Source organism: Acinetobacter sp. 742879 (assembly GCF_000588535.1).
Lineage (GTDB): Bacteria > Pseudomonadota > Gammaproteobacteria > Pseudomonadales > Moraxellaceae > Acinetobacter > Acinetobacter pittii.
Map to the genome: position 1 here is coordinate 1 of NZ_JFYC01000009.1, position 22,112 is coordinate 22,112.

The following is a 22,112-nucleotide window of genomic DNA, read 5'->3' on the forward strand; positions in this document are numbered from 1 at the left end:
AACGATGTTAAGTCTTAAGTGGCGCAGCGGACGGGGCTCGAACCCGCGACCCCCGGCGTGACAGGCCGGTATTCTAACCAACTGAACTACCGCTGCACTTGAGAGCTTAACGTAAAGGCTTGGTGGGCGCTGACGGGATCGAACCGCCGACATTCTGCTTGTAAGGCAGACGCTCTACCAACTGAGCTAAGCGCCCTTAACGTCTTCATCGTTTGTGAGGTGCATTATAGAGAATCTTTAACAGGTGTCAAACGCTTTTCGACAACTTTTCAAAAAAATGCGAATGAATGATTAAAAATAAGTCATTATTAAGTAAAAAACAATTTTTTGTATTTTATTTAAGCACTTATTTTAATATTTTGATCATTCAGCTAATTAAATAAAAATTTTTAAAATCTTATTTTAGGTTAAAGATTGCTCAGACAAATAAACCAATGCATCTTCAGCGACTAAATCAAACAGTTCAATGATTTCTTCATTACGCATTCGAATACAGCCATGTGACATGGGAACGCCCATCGGTTCTTTATCAGGAGTGCCATGAATATAGATATAACGCTGCATGGTGTCATGACCTTCGCCTTTATTAAAGCCTTCTTCTAAGCCATCTAACCAAAGAATACGTGACAATATCCAATCTCTTTCAGGGAATTGTGCTGCTAGTTCACTACTATAGACCTCCCCTGTTGGCTTACGTGCAATAAAAACCGCATTTTGAGGAGATTGTGCACCTATTTTTTTTGCAACCCTATGCCATCCACGTGGAGTCCTACCAGTATTCTCTTGCTCACCGATTCCGTTCTTTCCGGTAGAAATGACATAAAACTTATTATGTTTAGGCAAAGTTAATGTTTGATTTGCTAAATCGATGAGGACGTCTGCTTCTTCGAGCTTAAATTGAGACATTGAACTTATTCTCTTATATCAACTCAAATACTTTGAGTTTAAGTAAAAATTTATATGAAGAACTTGTCTTGCGCCAAAATTAAAAGATTATCAATCTTTTAATTTTGTCTCAGGGCGTAGCCATAACCAAACTGCAACGATGAACATGGTAGTATCAGTAAAAATCTTGACCCAAAGCGGTGCTGAAGTAAATAGCATTATAAGGCCACTGATTGCCATCATTATGCTTGCAATCCATTTGGCTTTACGTGGTACTGTACCATTGGCTCGCCAATCACGTAATGTTGGGCCGTATTTGGGATGGTTTAATAACCAATCATCCATTTGTGGCCATCCCTTTGAAGCTGCCCATGCAGCCAGAATCAAAAACACTGTTGTGGGCATACCTGGTAAAATTGCTCCAATAATGCCTAGCGTGATAAAAATCACGACCAAAGAGCGCCAGAACAATGTTCGCATATATAAACCTTAACCTGCTGTTAGCGTTAGTATAAAGTGTTTTTCTAATATTGTTTGTTGATCCCTTATGAAATTAGGATGAATTACTTCGAGTATTAAATATATGAATATTGCCTCAGTGAAAACTTCCTATTTCGAACCATGGCTTCAATTCCAACATCCTATCGTGCGACAGCTGGCTTTTTGTATCGCTAGTCCAAATTTACTTTGTCAATTACCAAAAAGTTTTTCTATACAACATGACTTTAAGCTGCACCCAACCGAAGTATGGGAAGAGCATTTCCAAAATTATTTACCACGGTTAAAAGAGCTCGATAAGTCACCAGAGCCTTTAATCCAGTTTTTATCTCAACTTAAAAGTACACGCTTAGGCTTACGCTTTGAGAATTTACTTTGGTTCTGGCTCCAAGAGGATAATTATCATCCTTATCAACTGTTAGGTCATAGTATTCAAAAAATTGATGGAGCAAAAACTTTAGGTGAACTGGATTTTTTAATTTTAAATAAAAAAACTCAACAAATTGAACATTGGGAGGTCGCGTTAAAATACTATTTGGGCGAGGCAGACTTACATTTAGAACAATGGATTGGATTAAACCGTCAGGATACTTTAAGCAAGAAACTTTATCATTTTACGAATAAGCAATTTCAATTTTCTGAGGCATTAAATTTTAAGATTCAACAACGTTTTGCAGTTTTAAAAGGACAACTCTACCTACCACTTCAACTAAATTTTCAAAAGTCGCCACCAGACTGGATAAATTTAAAGCGTCGTTTGGGATATTGGGGGACTACCATTCTCCATTCTTCTTTTTATCGATTGGAAAGACATGAATGGTTGTGTCCAAATAAAGAGCAGACTTCAAATCAAGCACATTGGTGGACAGACGGTCTATATTGTAAAAATAGTAAAGAGATTTTGTTTTATATGTTTAGACATCCTTCGTACTTAAACATCAAGCCTCAACTGCAAAAATTAAGCTAATTAACAATAAGTTTTAAGCTTCTAGAAACATTTTATAACGTTTTTACTATTAAACAGTCATGTTTCTTTTTCCGTTTGTTTTTTAATCTAAATTTACTTCATTATTAAATTTAAACGGAGAAAATGATGAAAAAAGTTTTAGCTGCGTCTGTAATGGTTGCTGTTATTTTAACAGGGTGTAATACGTTTAAAGGTTTTGGGCAAGATGTTTCTAAAGCAGGTGATGCTGTAACAAATACTGCTGAAAAAACACAAGATAAAATGTAAGTTAGAGTTGTTACTTCAAAAACCTTATCATTCCGATAAGGTTTTTTTATTTTTACGTACCCATCATCTAGAGATTCGCCTATTATATCGGACTATATTTCACCTGATCAGCACGCAATTTTCGGTATGAACCATTCAGACACTCTCTCGCTTAGCTTAGAACTGTTACAACAACCTTCTGTTACTCCTATTGATCATACATGCCAAACCATCATGGCAGACCGTTTAGCCAAAATTGGTTTTCATATTGAACCAATGCGTTTTGGTGAAGTTGACAATCTTTGGGCGCGTCGCGGAACTGAAGAACCTGTATTTTGTTTTGCCGGTCATACTGACGTAGTTCCGACAGGTAAGTTAGAAGCATGGAATTCAGATCCATTTGTACCTGAAATTCGCGATGGAAAATTATATGGTCGTGGTTCGGCCGATATGAAAACAGCACTTGCAGCTATGGTCGTTGCATCTGAACGTTTTGTCGCAAAACATCCTGATCACAAGGGTTCGATTGCTTTTCTAATTACTTCTGATGAAGAAGGACCTGCTATTAACGGTACGGTTAAAGTGATTGAGACTCTTGAAAAACGTAACGAAAAGATGACATGGTGTTTGGTAGGCGAACCTTCTAGTACTCATAAATTGGGTGATATTGTTAAAAATGGTCGTCGTGGTTCACTTAATGCCGTATTAAAAGTTCAAGGTAAGCAAGGTCATGTGGCTTACCCACATTTGGCGCGTAATCCAATTCATGAAGCATCACCAGCTTTAGCAGAACTGTGCCAAACTGTTTGGGATAATGGAAATGAATATTTCCCAGCAACATCATTTCAGATTTCAAATATTCATGCTGGCACTGGCGCAACAAATGTCATTCCTGGTGCACTAGAAGTTACTTTTAACTTCCGTTATTCAACAGAAGTAACAGCAGAACAACTTAAACAACGTGTGCATGAGATTTTAGATAAACACGGTTTACAGTACGAAATCGTTTGGAATCTTTCTGGTTTACCATTCCTAACACCTGTAGGTGAACTCGTTAATGCAGCGCAAACTGCTATTTTGAACGTAACGGGTACTGAAACTGAGCTTTCAACGAGTGGCGGTACTTCTGATGGTCGTTTTATTGCTCCAACAGGCGCACAGGTATTGGAATTAGGTGTTCTAAACGCAACAATTCATCAAATTAACGAACATGTTGATGTACAAGACCTTGATCCACTAACTGATATTTATGAGCAAATTTTGGAAAATTTGTTAGCTAAGTAAAACTTAAGATCTAACGAATTGAAAAAGCGCCCTTTTGGGGGCGTTTTTTATATTTAAAGTATCAATACATTACATTCTTTTAAAATTTTAAAGATTATTTATATTCAATAAACTAGAAAATTAGTTTTAATAGAAATAGCTTATAAAGCTGCTTTTGAATTCTTATCTATCCATTGCAATATAGTTGGCCAGACTTCTTTAGCAGCATTTTGGCTAAGTACAATTCGACTATGAGAATAATTTTCTAAGTTACTATTGGAATAGCCAAATTCTCGAAATATATTATTTTCATTTTCAAAAGCTTGCAAATATTTATAGCATCCTTTAGCAGGGGCAATAAATTTATCGCCAGTCCCGCAAATAGAATATATTGGAACTCTAATAGAGCTCATAAATTTTTTATAATCTATATCTTTAAATTCACTTATAAAATTTTCCTTTAAGTTCCAATTAAACCATGGACGCATCGTGTAATAGGTTTCATTTATTCGCCCCAACTTAAATTTATTAGCAGGAATCTGACCTAGACCTTTTACAATTAATTTTGCAGAAAACAATTTAATAAAATCAAAGGAATTATTTACTGCTCCAAATGCTTGGCAAGCAATAAAAGTAATACTTTGAATATTTTTTAAATATTCAGGATAATTAATTAAGAACATGGTTAAGCATAGCCCTCCACCACTATGTGTTACACAGTGCAAGGAGGTTATATTAAAATTATGGTAAATATAATGAAATGCAGTTTTATATTCATATAATGCAACAGTTTCAAAATTAAATGGTATCTCTGTTTTTGGGCTAGTACCATGCCCTCGCCACTCTAAAATAAAACAAATATAACCATGATTTGCCAAATAATCTGCAATGCCTATACAAACAGTTTTATCCGAAAATGCACCATGAGATAAGAAAATTGCTTCTTTTTTTATTAGAGAATTATTTCTTTTAGAAATTTCCCATAAAGCAAATTCACCATGATCATCTGTTTTTAAAATATGTAGCTCTTTATGAATTGACATTTATTTATCTACTGTTGTAAAGACTTTATTCTAGGTTGACTTAGCAATGCTTGAATGAGTGGAGTATAAAACTCACCCTCATTAATAAGTTTAATATATTCGTCTGTATACTCTACCCAGCCTTCTTCAACTAAAGCATCCCATATCGGCTTATAGTCGAGTTTAATATCGCTATTAAAAATTTTCTCATATTTTTTTGTATTAATTTTCATTTCTTGTAATGCTTGGAATATCCAGATTAGCTTCACATCTTCAGTATCATGAACAAACATACGTTCAATAGGAAGCTTATTCAAAGATATCGCATCATAATATTCATTTAGGTTTCGGTGGTTCATTGCTGAAACAGACTTAATTTCTGATGAGTTAGGCTGTAATCTCATATTAACCGCTGCATAGCCTAATCCGCTCATTGTTGTCATTTTACTTTGACCATTTTCATGTAAACAGTCTCGGAGATTATCTTCATATAAATATTTTTCTGAGATCAGATGATTATCATTTGGTTTTTCCCAGTCATATACTGTTTTTTGTTTATAGCCTTTACTTATTAAGAATTGTTTTGCAATATTATACATTTCAATTTTTTTCTCAATAGATGGCGTATTCTGCTTTTGTTTTGTAGCAAAATCAGATCGACCAGCAATATTAAGCTCATAATGAGTAATATGTTTTATTCCTGATTGAACAATACTTTCTAAATCTCCTAGCATTGCTTCAATCGATTGATTTGGCCAGCCATAGATCAGATCAACATTGCAAGATAGAGAATACTTGTGGAATAACTCAATCGCGTCGAAAACTTGTTTTCTTGTTTGTTTTCGACCACTGGTAACGATTAGCTTATCATTAACCTGTTGTACCCCCATACTGACTCGATTGAAACCAGTCTCCTTAATTGCTCTTATTTTATCTTCGTTAAAAAGTTGAGGAATACCTTCTAAAGTCATTTCTATGGGTGTAGATAACCCCATGTCCGGAAAAACGGATGACACAATGTTAGCCAGTTTTATATAATCATGAGGTTGAAGTAAGTTAGGTGTACCCCCTCCTACATATAGGCTTTCTAGTTTAGCGCCTTGATAAAATTCTTTATATAATTGAGCCTCCCTATTTAAAAAGTCCAGATAATAATCTACTTCCTTTTTACCTTTATAGTCTTGAGTAGGGAAAAGACAAAATCCACAATGAGGTGGATCAGTAGGAATACAATAAGGAATACCTAAATATAAATTTATAGACTTATATTGAGCCTCCGTATTTAATAAAAAGTGATTATTTTCTTCCTCCTTTAAATCTGTTTTCCATATTTTAGGTGAAGGATGAGTATGTAGAACCTTATTTGATAAATGTCTTACTTTATTTTTTTGGATGAAATTTTTAATTGAAACAATATCCATAATCCGTGTATCTTTTATCCTATTAAAATAAATATATTATATTTAAGTATATTATTTTATACAATTAATTTAATTATTATTTCCCACTCGAAAAATCTTTATTAGTATAATTTAAATATTATTAAAAAAATCTTAAACTATATTTCAACATGTTTAGAAATTATTTAGTTTTAATAAAAAAGGAACTCAAAATGAGTTCCTTTTTTAGATATTTTATAGATGAAGTGAATTTTGAATATATTGCAAATTAGGAACATGGTAGCGTTGATTATCCATACGGACATATTTAAATACCGTTGGGTGCTGCAAAGACTCTTGTATATCTTCATTTTCATCTACGACTTCAGAAATACGCAGACGAACTGAAACTGGCATCGATTTACACATAAGTGCAAAACGTTGACTAATGTCTTCACTTTCAATGACTAATGCTACTGCTCGAGAATCTATTTCGTTGTGAACCGAATAAACAGGGAGTTTTACATCATGCCATTCAATATGCTTGATACCATTTTTAACATCCATAGCAGATAACACTATATTTTGTGGCAATAGCATCGGCACTTGCTGATGGCATTCAATAATATATGCATCAATAAAACCAGTTGAGACAGTAATTAAATGCTGAAGCTCTTGCTGGTCCATTTCATTAATTAAGGATGTACTTATATTACTTTTCATTAGGCAAGTCCCCCTTCAAATGTCATGAATAACGCATCAATATTGTGAAGTAAGTCTTCTTCTTGGAAAGGTTTACCCATGTATTGGTTAACACCTAAAGTAAATGCTCGTTCACGGTGTTTTTCACCAGTTCGTGATGTAATCATAATCACTGGCATATCTTGATGTAGATCATGATGTCGAACGAGGTTAAGTACCTCAAAGCCATCCATTCGCGGCATTTCAATATCAAGTAACATGAGATCTGGTTTAATATTTTCCAACTGCTCAATGGCATCAACCCCATCTTTAGCTGTAACTACATCATAGCCCTGACGTTCAAGTAAGCGAGACGTCACCTTACGTACAGTTACCGAGTCATCTACAATCATGATAAGACGTCGCTCGTCAGACTCGCGTTTTCTATAAATAGTTTCATTAAGCGATTTATGTCGGCGAGTAGATTGAATTTGGCGAGCAATATTTTGTCCATCTAAAATTAGACAAACTTGGCCATCACCTAAAATAGTTGCTCCTGCAATCGCACCAATGCTAGAGAATTGTTGTCCTATTGGCTTAACTACAATCTGTGCGCGTGAGCCAATCAGTTGGTCAATTAATAATGCGACGTTTTGTCCATTATTTGCCTTAATCATTAATACTGGTAATGAATACATCATTCCACTTAAACGCGGAATTGGTTGATTACCAACAAACTCAGATAAATAACGTAATGGATAACGCTTATTTTCAAATTCAAAGAGCTCTTGTGCACTTCCGAAATATTGTTCTAATGATGCTGGTGAAACTCGTACAATTCGATCAATCTGAGCCAATGGAATTGCAAATTGCTGATCAGCAACTTTAACCATTAAAGCATCACTAACAGCTACTGTCGTTGGAACACGTATGGTAAAGACAGTTCCCTGCCCGTATACAGAGTCGACACTCACATGGCCACCTAAGGCCTTAATATCACTTTGCACGACATCCAGCCCTACACCACGACCTGAAATCTGAGTGACTTGATCGGCTGTACTTAAACCAGGATGGAAAATCAGCTGTAAAATATCTTGATGTTCTAATACTTGCTCTGGATTAATCAAACCAGACATTAACGCCTTTTGACGCACCTTCTCGATATCAATACCTTGCCCATCATCCTTAAATGTAACTACAACATCTGTACCTTGACGATGAATATTGAGTTCAATACGTCCCGTTTCTGGTTTTTTAGCTTGCTCACGTTGCACACGGTCTTCTAGTCCATGGTCAATTGCGTTTCTAAGCATGTGCTCAAGTGGCGTAACCAAACGTTCTAACATTGTCCGGTCCAGCTCGCCTTCTGTATTATTAACAAAAAGCTCTGCTGGTCGATTTAACGCGGTAGAGGTCTGCCTCACAATTCTTTGTAGACGAGGCAATAATCGAGAGAATGGTACTAAGCGTGTTCGCATGAGACCTTCTTGAATTTCAGCCTGAATACGCGATTGCTGTACCAATAAACCTTCAGTGTCTCTAATCTTTTCAGATAATGTATTTTTAAAATCTACTAAATCCGATGCAGACTCGGCAAGAGACTTTGATAACTGATTTAATGAAGAATATTGGTCCATCTCTAACGGATCAAATTCCGTATAACGCGAGTTCTCAATACCGTGTTTTGCAATAATTTGGGTTTCCAATTCACCTTCCATTCGACGCAACTGATCTGCAAGTCGCTGAATAGCCAATTCCATTTCCGCTAAGGTATGACCAAATTGGCTTAAATCCATTTCAATTCGCGAACGGTTAATCGAATTTTCACCAGACAGATCAATCATTTTTTCAATTAAATCTGCCGAGACTCGAATCATCTCATTATTTTGATCAAGGCGTTGTGCTTGTTCCCACTCACCCATCATTGGCGGTGGTTCTGTACCGTCACCTTGCACAAAACTCATTACAGGTTCCGTGCTGAATAGATCATTTCTAGTTAACTTACTAGGAATTTGAATTGCTGTTTCAATGAACTGGATATTTTCCAGACTTTGTTGTAAACCATCGAAGTGTTGATAATTTTGTTTAAAAATTGCCTCTTTTAACCAGACAATTGCACTCTCTAATAAGTTGTCATAAATATTTGAGCTGAAATGATGAAGCGCAAATTGTTCAAAAGCATTCTCAAGTTGATAAGCAATCGCTTGCACGGTTTCAAGTCCCAGCATACGGGAACCGCCTTTCAAGCTGTGCACTGCCCTTTGTAGTTGAAGCAAGATACTACGGTTAGTACGTTGCTCGAACCATTGTTTTAATAAGTGATCGGCCATTTCTAATAGTTCGGCCGCTTCCTCCATGAATGTCTGCTCGACAACAGTATTAATATCTTGATCTGGGATACTCTCTGTATGATCGTGATCAGCATAAAGAACTTGTAATTCGGTTTGCTCAACAAGTTGATTATTAGACTTAGCAATCTGCTCAGAAGCAGAAGTTAACTCACTGAGGTTTAACTCCGTATTATTTATCGCTTCTTGTTGTAATACTTCAAAATTTAATTCAGGTATAACATACGTTTCAGGTTCTGTTTTGCTCTCTTTAATATGAGAATCAAATACCTGACCTGCATTTTTAAGTGCTTGAATAGTATGAGAAGCAGCATAATCTAGGTGCTGTTCACGCACTATTTGAAGACGGTCAGCCAAGTCATCTTGAACTAGTCGAATAAAATCAATGAGAGCAGACGAAGCTATCAACTGTTTTTGAATTAAACGCTCATAAATACTTTCTAACTCATGTGCAATTAAACCAATATAAGTTGCCTGAATCATATTTGCCCCACCTTTTAAGGTATGCAAATAACGCATCAGATTATTGAGAGCGGCAAAGTTTTCTTGATCATCAACCCAAAGATTAAGATCTGTATCCATTCCCTCAAGCAACTCATCGGCTTCTTCAAGAAAAATATCTAAAAGATCTGGATCAAAATGACGGTTTACATGCTCAGATGAAATGAATTGTCGATCTAGTTGTACACTCTGCCCTATGGTGACCTGATCAGTGAATACATTTTCTATCAGAGGATCATTCGCTGTTTGTTCAACTTCAGCATTAAACAATGGTTCAAAAACGTCTTGATGAGTTTCTAAAGATTCGGAATTAAGATTTGGAATATATTGAGTATATAGTTTTAGCTCGTCCAAGACATTTTGGTGTTGCTCAATGATACTTACTCTTTGTCCTGCGGCTAATGCATCAAATAACTGAATTAATTGTTGGTGCGCTTTTTGATAAATTTCAAAAACATAATCTGATTGCAATAAATCAGGTCGATCAAGCAATATGTCGTAGCTTTCTTTCAACTGGTTAGTATATTCATATAAACCAATCATTGCCTGCGACTGAGTGTGTTGCAGCAAAACATCTGCTTGTTCACTTAAACGTTCAAGATAATAAGGAAACTCTGTACGTATTCCCTTCTCAAAGTCTAATTCCGCATCAAGTAATTCAGCAACATTTAGCTGTAATAGCTGAGACACTAAACCATGTGGCGGCATGAGTGGGCTTGAATGCTCTCCATGCTGCTCCATGTAAGTATCCCAAACCTGATTAAATTTTTGTAGATCACATTCCAATTGCTCAGTAGAGCAATGTGCAGCCAATAGATCTAAACTATTTCGAATAAACTGACGATAATCACGGAGTAATGAAATTTCTTCTGAATGAGAAGAAAGCTCTTCTTGTAATAGTATTTTAAATAAATGCTCAACTTTGGTACTGGCATCAAAGATTGGTTCTACATGAGCCATGGCAGAGCTGCCACGTAATGTATGTAACGCACGTATTAGAGCATTATAACTTTCATGCTGATGTATTTCTTTTTCCAAAAACTGATCAATTGTCGCTAAGTGCTCTTCTGCTTCTTCCATAAATAAAATTAAGGTTTCAGCAAGAGTCTGTTCAGTTTCTATAGCAACTTCTGGAGTCAAAATAGTTAAAACTTCTGTAGATTCTGGTTCTAAGTCATTTGTTTCTAAACCAGTTTGAGTTTCAGCAGTAAGAATATCTGATAATAATAAAAGTTCGTCTAATGCGTGTTCTATACTTTGCTGTTGCTGTAATTGTTGTCCCAATAAAATGAGGGGCCTAAAGTCTAGGGTATGATTTTTTTTAGATTTGAAGTCATCTACTAACTTAAAGAAATAGAACTTAAATACCAACTGAACATATTGTTGGATGTTAGGAGTTAATCCGAGACTCTGATTGATTACCCGATTAAGCGTATCTTCTACAGTCCAAGCAAGCTCAGCAGAAGATTTGGCACCAATCATTCGCCCAGAACCTTTCAATGTATGAAAATGACGGCGGATTTCAGTAAGCGTAGCAATATTTTTAGATTGCATCCATTCGTGAATCAAAGATTGTAATTCAACAAAAATTTCTTCAATTTCTTCGACAAATATTTCAAGAAATTCATCGTCTTGTTGAGAGTAGCTATCTTCCGGTAGCATCATTGCTTCAGTTAAAGTTTTTAATATTTCTTTCATAGCAAAGGCTTCTTTTGCTTGTCTCCCAAATGGAGAAAAACGACAGAGTCAACACCAGAAAAATAGCTGTTTCCCCAATATTTATCTGGTGTTGTTAATACTTTTTAGAAGAATAGCGGTACTGAAACAGCTATTCTCATCCCCAATTTAATCAGGTAATTTAAAGTCCGTTACCGATTCACGTAATGACTCTGCCATGTTTGCTAGTTCAGAAACAGAGCGTGCTGTATCAAAGGTTGCAGTTGTCGTTTGTGAAGTAATTTCTTGTACGACTGTCATGGTGGTAGCAATGTGGCTGGCAGATGCGGATTGAAGTTTTGCTGCATCAGAAATGCTGGCAATTAAGTTTGCCAAGTCACCCGATACTTTTTGAATTTCATCCAAGGCAATACCCGCGTCTTTTGCCAAGTTTGCACCACGCACAACTTCAGTGGTGGTTTGTTCCATCGAAATAACAGCTTCATTTGTATCGGTCTGAATTGTTTTAACCAGAGTTTCGATCTGTTTAGTTGCCGATGCAGAACGCTCTGCAAGACGCTGTACTTCGTCAGCAACCACGGCGAAACCACGGCCTGCTTCCCCAGCCATAGAAGCTTGAATTGCAGCGTTTAACGCAAGAATATTAGTTTGGTCGGCAATATCGTTAATAAGCGATACGATGTTACCAATTTCTTGTGACGACTCACCCAATCGCTTAATACGTTTAGATGTTTCTTGAATCTGTTCACGGATTGTGTCCATACCTTCAATTGAACGGTTTACCACTTGCGCACCATTAGAGGCAATTTGTACCGAACGTTCTGCTACCTCAGCAGACTCAGATGCATTTGAAGATACTTGGTCAATCGATTGCGCCATTTCATTCATTGCTGTTGATGCACCAGCAATTTCTTGAGCCTGATGCTCAGACGCCTCTGCTAATTGGTTCGTAATACTCTGCGTATCTTGCGTATAGCGAGCAACCTCTTGAGAGGTTTCATGAATACGGGATACAAGATCACGTAGTTGGTCAATCGCAAAGTTAATCGAGTCTGCAATCGCTCCCGTAAAATCCTCAGATACGGTTGCATATGAACGTAAGTCACCATCTGCAAGATCGGCGATTTCATCCAGTAAACGTAAAATCGCGTTTTGGTTACGGTCATATTCGTCTTGTAATCGAGTAACACGTTGTTTATCCATCACACTACGTAATGTGATCAATTTAAATACAGAGAAGATTAAGCCTGCTAAAGAACTGATTAGCACCGCGCCTAACAATAAAGTAAGCCAGTTCTTTCTTGCTACATCAGATAAATGCCCCAAGTTATCTAACATCACATCTGATTTAGAGAAGATCTGAGAAGATGCCTGACGAACATTGACAATCTGGTTACCATTTTTTAATACCGTGGCAGCAGCAGATTTTAATACTTTGTCATATTCAGATTTAATACTTTCTAATGATTCACGTAAAGCTGGATCTGCAATACGATCAACACCCAATTCAGCATTACCATTAAGTTCAGCATTTAAATACGTACCAAACGTATCAATGTCTACACCAAAATCGCTAGTCGATACATTACCATCGGTACCACTTAATACCGAGTTAATAGAACGTAAAATACGTTCGGCAATAAACACCTGGTTTTTAGCAATAATTACCTGACTACTTGGCAAACCTTGACGCGCCATTTGGTCAACCATCAAGTTATATTCTGCCTGAATCTCAGGAACGGTTTCGCTAATAGAGATGTTAGTGTCATATAGCTGGTTAAGGACTTTTTGATGTGCTGAAATCAAATCGATGTTTTTTGAAAGTTCAGTCCACATAACTTGAACTTTTTGATATTCATCAGTCGATTTACCGTGAATATTTTCAATCTCAAGTAAGTTTTCATTAAAGTCTTTTTGAGACTGCTGTAGCTTGGTGATTGCCTCTTGAGAGCCAGACTCAGTTGCTTCAGTTGCTTGTTTAGAAATCGTTTGAGATAACAAACGTAACTCACCGAGACTTCGAATTAACTGGTTATGACGTGGAACGTTATAGAACAGATAGGCTAGAGAAACTAATGCAAGAACAAAACATAAAAGTGCTGCATATAGGATTGGCTTGGACTTTTCACTTTCCCCAAATAAACTGGCAAACTGCTCAATTTTTGACTGGATTGTTGCAATAAAATTGACACCCGATTTTTCGGACGTAACCCGACTACTGCCTTTCTTTTTAAGCTTAAAGCCCATAGCTTTTCCCCAGAAAAATACTCTGTTTTCACAGCGTAAAAATTAGTTTATAAATTTTGTCGATGCATTCATGTAATGTGGGTTTTGCAATAAACGACTAAATAAAAAGACATGCCAATGCTGGTTATGTTGATGAAAATAACCTTGGCAATATTCTTTTAGATTTTCCTCTAAGTCTAAGCTTTGAGAAAAAAAGCTTTTTTTATTAAAGTGCTGAATCCCCAAAACCTGATCCACGACCAACCCCACATACTGGTCGCGATGGCTAATACACAATACTTTTTGAGTTGACGAAAATGAACTTCGTTGCCCTAAAATAAAATGCGCCAAATCAGACACTGAAAGTAATCTTCCTCGAATATTTGCCAATCCCTTTACCCAACTTTGGGTATTTGGAACTGGTGTATATTTTGGTGGATAGATTACTTCTGACACTTCCCCAAGTGGTGCGACAAAGTATTGCCCTCTCATTTCAAAAGCAATTCCTGACCATCGCTGTGCTTCATTTTGAACTGAAGCGTAATTCTTATTACCCCGTTTAGACAAACGAAGTAACTCGATAAATCCATTCGCTGCCATACTCGATCCTATAAAACGGGTACAAAATGCCCGTTATTTATGTTTTTATGGATGGATGAGTTAATTTAGAAATTGTTTAATTACATCAATCAATTGATTTTCTTCGATTGGCTTAATCAAATAATCGATTGCACCTTGACGCTTGCCCCATACACGGTCAGTTGCCTGATCTTTAGTACTCACAATCACAACAGGGATATGCTTAGTGTCTTCATCACGAGTAATCTGACGTGTTGCCTGAAAACCATTTACACCCGGCATTACAACATCCATCAATACAAGATCTGGTTGCTCTGCTTTTGCAAGAGTTACACCATCTGCACCATTTGATGCTTCAAGCACGTCATAACCATGTTTGGTTAGGATCTCTTTAAAACGGAAAGTTTCTGTTGGTGAATCATCTACAATGAGAATACGTGCCATTTTTTTGCCCTCAAATTATTGTTTATGAACTTACATGATTACGAATCGCGTTTAACAATTCATCTTTGCTAAAAGGTTTCGTCAAGTATTCATCTGAACCTACCACACGCCCTTTTGCCTGATCAAATAAACCATCTTTACTAGAGAGCATGATAACGGGAATATTCTGATAATTTTGAGAGTTTTTTATCAAAGCACAAGTTTGATAACCATCTAAACGAGGCATCATGATATCGACAAAAACAATATCCGGATTTGCTTCTGCAATTTTGGACAAAGCTTCAAATCCATCCACAGCAGTAATCACTTCACAGCCTTCGCGCTGTAATAAGGTTTCTGCTGTACGGCGAATGGTTTTTGAGTCATCAATCACCATTACTTTCAGATTTTGGAATGCATCTTCCATTTAATCTTCCATCCCCATAAAAATAAAATATAAATGCAATTTAACTTAAATTTGTTTTTACACATTTATACGCATTTTTAACATATCTCACCTTCTATTTTCAATGAGGCATTTTTGTCTACTTTCTCATTTATAAACAATAACTTTTAACCTCATCACACTTTAATTAAAATTATCATTTTTTTTATAATGACTATATTTTTATTCAGCTAAATAATAATTAATATAATGAAGATTAAATATTTAAAAATAAGCGACTTAGCTATCTTTTTTGGGGATTTTCAATGAATGACGGGATGAAATATGCCTTTTACAGGAACTGTTTGTCTGTATCTATAGGCATTATTTCCTTCGGATCACTCTTTTTCTTACCCTCTGGTGTTGCTATTGCCGATACGCCTAAAGCGGTTTGGTATCGTTATTATGATCAACATGGTATTGCCAATATTAGTACATCGGTCACACCTGCTCATATTCGTTATGGTTATGAAGCTCTAGATCGTAATATGCAAGTGATAAAAAGAAACCATTCTTATAATGCTGAAGCTGATTTAAATCAATCAAGTCAACGGGCATTATTGGCGCGACATAAAGAACAAGATATCAAATTAAAAAAAGCTTATAGCAATAGTAAGACAGCTTCGATTAAAAGAGATCAGGCATTAGTGTCTATAAAAAAGCAAATTAATTATCAACAGGAACAACTTAATCAATTACAACAAGACAAAATTTTATTTAAGCGTCAGGAAATGGAGTATTTCAGAAAAGGAGAACCGATTCCTGAGCGTCATAAGGCGTTGATTGAAAACAATCTAATTAATATTAATCGGGTTAAACAAACACTTGAAACACTTTCCAAGACCTATAATCGAACCAACAATGAGTATGAAAATATTATCGATCGTTTAAAAAAGCTTGAATAACTGCAAAGGTTTATCAAGAATAGGGGCAAAATAAAATTTGAATTATAGGATGATGCTGTATGCACACAATGCATCTCACCCCTTCTACTTTTTTTAAACTGAGTATTATTAGTTTATGTTTAATTTTAGCTGCATGTAATCAGCAAGAAACAACCAAAACTACTGAATCAGCTCCTGTCAAAATTGAGCTTATTCCTCAAGATCTTATTGCAGTTAAAGAAGGAGCTCTTGACTCTCAAACTGCATTTACAGGAACTATTCGAGCGGTTCAGCAAAGTTCCATTCAGGCACAAGTGAGTGCAACGGCGACGAATGTCACTGCAAATGTGGGTCAACAGGTACAAAAAGGCCAAGTTCTAGTCAGATTAAATAATCAGGACAATGTTGCACGATTAGCACAAGCACGAGCTAACCTTGCATCAGCTCAGTCACAAGCTGAACTTGCTCGTAATTTGATGAACCGAAAACAAAGATTATTTAATCAAGGTTTTATTGCTCGTGTCGAGTTTGAACAAAGTCAGGTTGACTATAAAGGCCAGCTTGAAAGTGTAAAAGCACAACAAGCCAATGTTGATATTGCTAAAAAAGCGGATCAAGACGGAATTATTACTAGTCCAATTTCAGGTGTGATTATTAAACGCCAAGTTGAACCCGGCCAAACTGTTTCAGTTGGACAAACACTATTTGAAATCGTAAATCCAGATCAACTTGAAATACAGGCCAAGTTGCCAATTGAACAGCAAGCTGCACTTAAGATCGGTAGCAACATTCAATATCAAATTCAGGGCAATTCTAAACAATTAAATGCAACGCTAACTCGCATTTCACCTGTTGCAGATCAAGATAGTCGACAAATTGAGTTTTTTGCTGCTCCTAAAGAAAAAATTGACTCGTTAAGTATTGGAGCTTTCATTAATGGAAACATTTTGCGCAATGACACTCATCAAGGCCAAACTATTCCTTTAGATAGTATTCAAAATATACAACATGATCCGTTTGTATGGGTGATACGCAATCACACCATTCAAAAAGTTAAAATTCGGGTGGTTGAACAGCGTTATAACGACAATATTGCGTTAGTTGAAGGTTTACAAAGCACAGATCTGGTCAGCCGTATTCAATTTGAAGATTCCGACATTAATAAAAAAGTGACGGTTACAACCGACAAAAATAAATAAGGTAGCAAATAGCGTATGTGGTTTACTCGAATCAGTGTGAAATACCCCGTTTTTACCATTATGATGATGCTCAGCTTAATGGTACTCGGGTTGGCCTCTTGGAAACGTATGACTGTCGAAGAGTTTCCAAATATAGATTTCCCATTCGTAGTAGTCACCACACAATATGCGGGTGCGTCACCAGAAGCGGTTGAGTCAGATATAACAAAAAAACTTGAAGATCAAATCAATACAATTTCAGGAATTAAACAGATTACTTCACGCTCAAGTGAAGGCCTTTCAATGGTGATTGCCGAGTTTAATCTTGATACTTCTTCGGCGATTGCGGCACAAGATGTTCGTGACAAAATTGCACCCGTCACAGCGCAGTTCCGTGATGAAATTGATACACCGATTGTGCAACGCTATGACCCCTCTTCTAGCCCAATCATGTCAGTCGTATTTGAATCAAACAGCATGAGTTTGGCGCAATTAAGTTCGTATGTAGATAAAAAAATTGTACCTCAGCTTAAAACGGTTTCGGGTGTCGGTAATGTGAATTTATTGGGCGACGCTAAACGGCAAATACGAATAAAGGTTATTCCTGCACAATTGCAAAGCTACGGCATTGGTATTGATCAGGTCATTAACACCTTAAAAAATGAAAATATTGAAGTGCCTGCAGGGACCTTACAGCAAAAAAATTCTGAACTGGTTGTACAGATTCAATCAAAAGTTATTCATCCCCTTGCATTTGGTGATTTGGTGATTGCCAATAAAAATGGTTCACCCATTTTTTTAAAGCAAGTAGCAACTGTTGAGGACACACAAGCCGAACTACAATCGAGTGCCTTTTATAATGGAAGAACTGCGGTCTCAGTCGATATCTTAAAAAGCTCCGATGCCAATGTAATTAAAGTCGTCGATCAGACTTATCAAACGTTAGAGAAATTAAAAGATCAAATGCCTGCGGGTTTAGATTACAAAGTCGTAGCTGATAGCTCTAAAGGTATTCGCGCTTCAATCAAAGATGTTGTTCGAACCATTATTGAAGGTGCTGCTTTAGCAGTTCTCATTGTTTTACTCTTTTTAGGCTCTTTCCGCTCTACAGTTATTACTGGTCTAACCTTACCGATTACCTTGCTCGGAACCTTAACTTTTATCTGGGCATTTGGGTTTAGCATTAACATGATGACGCTGTTAGCTTTGTCACTCAGTATTGGTTTACTCATTGATGATGCAATTGTAGTTCGGGAAAATATTGTCAGACATACTGAACTGGGCAAAGACCATGTAACCGCTGCTCTTGAAGGGACAAAAGAAATTGGTTTAGCTGTACTCGCAACCACGCTTACTATTGTGGCAGTCTTTCTACCCGTAGCCTTTATGGGTGGTCTGATTGGACGCTTCTTTTATCAATTTGGTGTAACGGTCAGTACGGCTGTTTTAATTTCAATGTTTATTAGCTTTACGCTCGACCCAATGCTTTCAGCTCATTGGAAAGATCCTGTAAAGAAAAAAGATAATTGGCTACAACGTTTTTTTAACCATATTTCTAATTTGTTAGATCGGCTTACTCATGTTTATGAAAAGCTATTAAAGCTTGCTCTACGCTTCCGTTTCATTACAGTCATTGTTGCAATCGCTTCATTATTTGCTGCATTAGGCCTGTCTAAACTCATCGGGACCGAATTTGTACCTACACCAGATAAAGGTGAAGTCCGTATCCAGTTCGAGACTCCTGTAGATTCTTCTTTAGAATATACCCAAGCCAAATTACATCAGGTCGATCAAATTATTAGACAATTCCCTGATGTGGTTTCTACGTATGGCGTGGTTAACAGTGAAGTAGACTCTGGTAAAAACCATGCTGGTTTAGGGGTGACCTTAAAGCCAAAACAAGAACGTAGCTCAGATCTTAATACTCTCAACAATGAGTTCCGTGATCGTTTGCAAACTGTAGCGGGTATTCGAGTGACCTCTGTTGCCGCAGCACAGGACTCTGTCTCTGGCGGACAAAAGCCAATCATGATTTCTATTAAAGGATCTGACCTAAATGAACTACAAAAAATTTCAGATCGCTTTATTGCTGAAATGGAAAAAATTAAAGGCGTAGTTGATTTAGAAAGCTCATTGAAAGAACCTAAACCGACTTTAGGTGTTCATATTAATCGCGTGCTAGCAAGTGATTTGGGCTTATCTGTTTCCCAAATTGCGAATGCCATTCGACCATTAATTGCGGGCGATAATGTCACCACTTGGGAAGATCGTGACGGCGAAACTTATGATGTGAATTTACGTTTAAATGAAAATAAACGTATGCTTCCGCAAGATGTACAAAATTTATATATCAACTCTAATAAAACCAATGCAGCTGGACAAAATATATTAGTTCCATTGAGTGCCGTCGCAACGACCGAAGAAAAACTTGGGGCTTCGCAAATTAACAGACGTGATCTTGAACGTGAGGTTCTTATTGAGGCAAATACCTCTGGTCGCCCGAGCGGAGATATTGGTCAAGACATCGACAAAATGCAAAAGGCATTTAAGTTACCTGCGGGCTATACATTCGATACTCAAGGAGCAAACGCCGATATGGCTGAATCTGCGGGATACGCATTAACAGCCATTACCCTATCGATTGTATTTATTTATATCGTGTTAGGTTCTCAGTTTAATAGCTTTATTCATCCAGCAGCAATTATGGCCTCTTTACCTTTGTCATTGATTGGTGTTTTTCTTGCCCTATTCTTGTTCCAAAGTACCCTAAATCTGTTTTCGATTATTGGTATTATCATGCTGATGGGGCTTGTCACTAAAAATGCGATTTTGCTGATCGATTTTATTAAGAAAGCGATGGATCAGGGTGTGAGCCGTTATGACGCTATTTTACAAGCTGGTAAGACCCGTTTACGTCCAATTTTGATGACCACAAGTGCTATGGTGATGGGGATGGTTCCCTTAGCTTTAGGTCTCGGCGAAGGCGGTGAGCAAAGCGCACCAATGGCTCATGCGGTTATTGGTGGTGTGATAACCTCTACTCTGTTGACTCTTGTGGTTGTACCCGTCATTTTCACTTATCTGGATGACTTGAAAAACTTTATGCTGCGTCAAACACGACGATTCATGTCATAATGCAGCGATTATCGTATAATCTGCGTTTTTATAACGCTTAACTTTTAGGACTTTTTCCATGCGCGCAAGCCGCTTTTTATTTGCAACGTTGAGAGAAACCCCAAATGATGCTGAAGTGATTTCACACCAGCTCATGTTACGTGCGGGGATGATTCGTAAATTGGCATCCGGTTTATATACATGGCTGCCGATGGGAACACGTGTGCTTAAAAAAGTAGATGCGATTGTTCGTGAAGAAATGAACCGTTCAGGCGCAATGGAAGTATTCATGCCCGTGACTCAACCTGCAAGTCTTTGGGAAGAATCAGGTCGATATGAACAATATGGCCCTGAGTTATTACGTTTTAAAGATCGTCATACGAACCCATTTGTACTTGGGCCAACGCATGAAGAAGTTATTACAGATATGGCGCGTAACGAATTAAAAAGTTATAAGCAGCTTCCTGTAAATTTCTATCAAATTCAAACTAAATTCCGTGATGAAATCCGTCCACGTTTTGGTGTAATGCGTTCACGCGAGTTCATCATGAAAGATGCTTATTCTTTCCATGCAACTCAAGAATCATTACAAGAAACTTATGATGTGATGTACGACACTTATAGCCGTATTTTCACTCGCTTAGGTTTGGATTTCCGTCCAGTACAAGCTGATACAGGTTCTATTGGTGGTTCAGCTTCCCACGAATTCCACGTATTGGCTGCTAGTGGTGAAGATGACATCGCATTTTCAACTGAATCTGATTATGCAGCAAACGTTGAAATGGCTGAGGCTGTTTTGGTGGGTGAACGCGCAGCACCGACACAAGAATTTAAATTGGTTGAAACACCAAACCAAAAAACGATTGATGATGTTTGCCAATTCTTAAATGCTGATCCAAAGCAATCTGTTAAAGCATTATTGGTTCAAGGCATTGCTGATGAAAAAGGTAATGTTCCTGTCGTTGCTCTATTTGTACGTGGTGACCACGAACTTAATGAGATTAAAGCTGAGAAACATCCTTTAGTTGCTGCACCTCTTACTTTTGCAACTGAAGAACAACTTCAAGCATTTGGTTTAACTGCTGGCTTTACAGGTCCACAAGGTTTAGTTGAAAAAGGCTTAACTGTAATTGTTGACCGTGCTGCATCTGTTCTTTCAGACTTCGTTGCTGGTGCAAATGAAGCTGACAAACATGCAGTTGGCGTAAACTGGGAACGTGATGCGCAAATTAGCGAAGTTTTTGACTTACGTAATGTGGTTGAAGGCGATCCATCTCCAGATGGCAAAGGTACACTACAAATTAAACGTGGTATTGAAGTAGGTCATATTTTCCAGCTTGGTACTAAATACTCTGAAGCTTTAGGCTGTAAAGTTTTAGGTGAAGATGGCAAACCATTTACAGTAACTATGGGATGCTACGGTATTGGTGTAACACGTGTTGTTGCAGCTGCAATTGAACAAAACTACGATGACAAAGGTATTATCTGGCCTCAAGCCATTGCACCTTTTGAAATTGCAATTGTTCCAATGAATGCGCACAAATCACCACGTACTCTTGAAGCAGCAGAGTCTCTTTATGCAGAACTTCAAGCTCAAGGTTTTGATGTGTTACTTGATGATCGTAACGAACGTCCAGGTGTTAAATTCTCTGACCTTGAATTGATGGGTATTCCACACCGTATTGTAATTGGTGAAAAAGGTTTGGATGCTGGTACTTTTGAATACAAAGGCCGCCGCGATGCTGAAGCGAGTAATTTAACTAAAGAAGAGCTTTTAGCTAAATTAGTGCGTTAAT

General features: G+C 37.2%; 17 protein-coding genes and 2 tRNA genes. 7 read left to right on the forward strand and 12 right to left on the reverse strand.

The genetic code is table 11. The annotated features are described in order from the left end of the window. Positions 1–19 precede the first annotated feature (19 nt). The 4 genes from J690_RS16035 to J690_RS16050 all read right to left on the reverse strand — a co-directional run bounded on the left by J690_RS16035 (position 20) and on the right by J690_RS16050 (position 1,365). Positions 20–96 (reverse strand) — tRNA-Asp (locus tag J690_RS16035). A 24-nt stretch (positions 97–120) separates the two neighbouring features. Next, positions 121–196, reverse strand: a tRNA-Val gene (locus J690_RS16040). 206 nt (positions 197–402) lie between these two features. Continuing rightward, positions 403–906 (reverse strand): cell wall-recycling L,D-carboxypeptidase ElsL, encoded by a 504-nt coding sequence (gene elsL, locus J690_RS16045; RefSeq protein ID WP_032005430.1) that lies wholly within the window; start codon positions 904–906, stop codon positions 403–405. A 90-nt stretch (positions 907–996) separates the two neighbouring features. After that, positions 997–1,365: a YbaN family protein gene (locus J690_RS16050; RefSeq protein ID WP_032036903.1), complete on the reverse strand. Its 369-nt coding sequence runs from the start codon at positions 1,363–1,365 to the stop codon at positions 997–999. A gap of 103 nt (positions 1,366–1,468) precedes the next feature. On the opposite strand from J690_RS16050, the gene J690_RS16055 reads away from it, so the two are divergent. The 3 genes from J690_RS16055 to dapE all read left to right on the forward strand — a co-directional run bounded on the left by J690_RS16055 (position 1,469) and on the right by dapE (position 3,880). Then, entirely contained in the window at positions 1,469–2,350 is an 882-nt protein-coding gene (locus tag J690_RS16055; RefSeq protein WP_032036904.1) for a DUF1853 family protein, read from the forward strand. 123 nt (positions 2,351–2,473) lie between these two features. Beyond that, positions 2,474–2,617 carry an entericidin A/B family lipoprotein gene (locus J690_RS16060; RefSeq protein ID WP_014207555.1) on the forward strand — a complete coding sequence of 48 codons (144 nt, stop codon included), beginning with the start codon at positions 2,474–2,476 and terminating at the stop codon, positions 2,615–2,617. A 126-nt stretch (positions 2,618–2,743) separates the two neighbouring features. Next, a complete protein-coding gene (gene dapE / locus J690_RS16065; protein WP_005072799.1) occupies positions 2,744–3,880 on the forward strand; it encodes a succinyl-diaminopimelate desuccinylase in 1,137 nt (378 codons plus the stop codon). 140 nt (positions 3,881–4,020) lie between these two features. Here the strand turns inward: dapE and J690_RS16070 are convergent, their stop codons facing one another. The 8 genes from J690_RS16070 to pilG all read right to left on the reverse strand — a co-directional run bounded on the left by J690_RS16070 (position 4,021) and on the right by pilG (position 15,122). Then, the gene (locus J690_RS16070; protein WP_032036905.1) at positions 4,021–4,902 is read right to left on the reverse strand and encodes an alpha/beta fold hydrolase; all 882 of its coding nucleotides are present in this window, start codon (positions 4,900–4,902) and stop codon (positions 4,021–4,023) included. Between the two features lie 8 nt (positions 4,903–4,910). Continuing rightward, positions 4,911–6,302: a coproporphyrinogen-III oxidase family protein gene (locus J690_RS16075; protein WP_032036907.1), complete on the reverse strand. Its 1,392-nt coding sequence runs from the start codon at positions 6,300–6,302 to the stop codon at positions 4,911–4,913. A 213-nt stretch (positions 6,303–6,515) separates the two neighbouring features. Further along, positions 6,516–6,983, reverse strand: coding sequence for a hypothetical protein (locus J690_RS16080; RefSeq protein ID WP_032036909.1), 468 nt, complete (start codon positions 6,981–6,983; stop codon positions 6,516–6,518). Next, positions 6,983–11,488, reverse strand: a complete 4,506-nt coding sequence (locus J690_RS16085) for a hybrid sensor histidine kinase/response regulator (RefSeq protein WP_032036911.1) — start codon at positions 11,486–11,488, stop codon at positions 6,983–6,985. The genes J690_RS16080 and J690_RS16085 overlap by 1 nt, the downstream gene beginning before the upstream one ends. A gap of 147 nt (positions 11,489–11,635) precedes the next feature. Continuing rightward, the gene (locus J690_RS16090; protein ID WP_032036912.1) at positions 11,636–13,714 is read right to left on the reverse strand and encodes a methyl-accepting chemotaxis protein; all 2,079 of its coding nucleotides are present in this window, start codon (positions 13,712–13,714) and stop codon (positions 11,636–11,638) included. A 42-nt stretch (positions 13,715–13,756) separates the two neighbouring features. Beyond that, positions 13,757–14,293: a chemotaxis protein CheW gene (locus J690_RS16095; RefSeq protein ID WP_002116439.1), complete on the reverse strand. Its 537-nt coding sequence runs from the start codon at positions 14,291–14,293 to the stop codon at positions 13,757–13,759. Between the two features lie 60 nt (positions 14,294–14,353). Beyond that, positions 14,354–14,716, reverse strand: a complete 363-nt coding sequence (locus J690_RS16100; RefSeq protein ID WP_002116220.1) for a response regulator — start codon at positions 14,714–14,716, stop codon at positions 14,354–14,356. Positions 14,717–14,738: 22 nt separating this feature from the next. Continuing rightward, on the reverse strand, positions 14,739–15,122 hold the full coding sequence (gene pilG, locus J690_RS16105) for a twitching motility response regulator PilG (RefSeq protein ID WP_000389061.1): 384 nt from the start codon (positions 15,120–15,122) through the stop codon (positions 14,739–14,741). Between the two features lie 284 nt (positions 15,123–15,406). Here pilG and J690_RS16110 point away from each other — a divergent pair, with 284 nt between their 5' ends. The 4 genes from J690_RS16110 to J690_RS16125 all read left to right on the forward strand — a co-directional run bounded on the left by J690_RS16110 (position 15,407) and on the right by J690_RS16125 (position 22,111). Beyond that, positions 15,407–16,045, forward strand: a complete 639-nt coding sequence (locus J690_RS16110) for a hypothetical protein (RefSeq protein WP_032036913.1) — start codon at positions 15,407–15,409, stop codon at positions 16,043–16,045. Positions 16,046–16,113: 68 nt separating this feature from the next. Beyond that, entirely contained in the window at positions 16,114–17,223 is a 1,110-nt protein-coding gene (locus J690_RS16115; protein ID WP_081405207.1) for an efflux RND transporter periplasmic adaptor subunit, read from the forward strand. A 15-nt stretch (positions 17,224–17,238) separates the two neighbouring features. Then, positions 17,239–20,337, forward strand: a complete 3,099-nt coding sequence (locus J690_RS16120; RefSeq protein ID WP_002116481.1) for an efflux RND transporter permease subunit — start codon at positions 17,239–17,241, stop codon at positions 20,335–20,337. A gap of 58 nt (positions 20,338–20,395) precedes the next feature. Then, positions 20,396–22,111: a proline--tRNA ligase gene (locus tag J690_RS16125; protein ID WP_032036916.1), complete on the forward strand. Its 1,716-nt coding sequence runs from the start codon at positions 20,396–20,398 to the stop codon at positions 22,109–22,111. Position 22,112 lies beyond the last annotated feature (1 nt).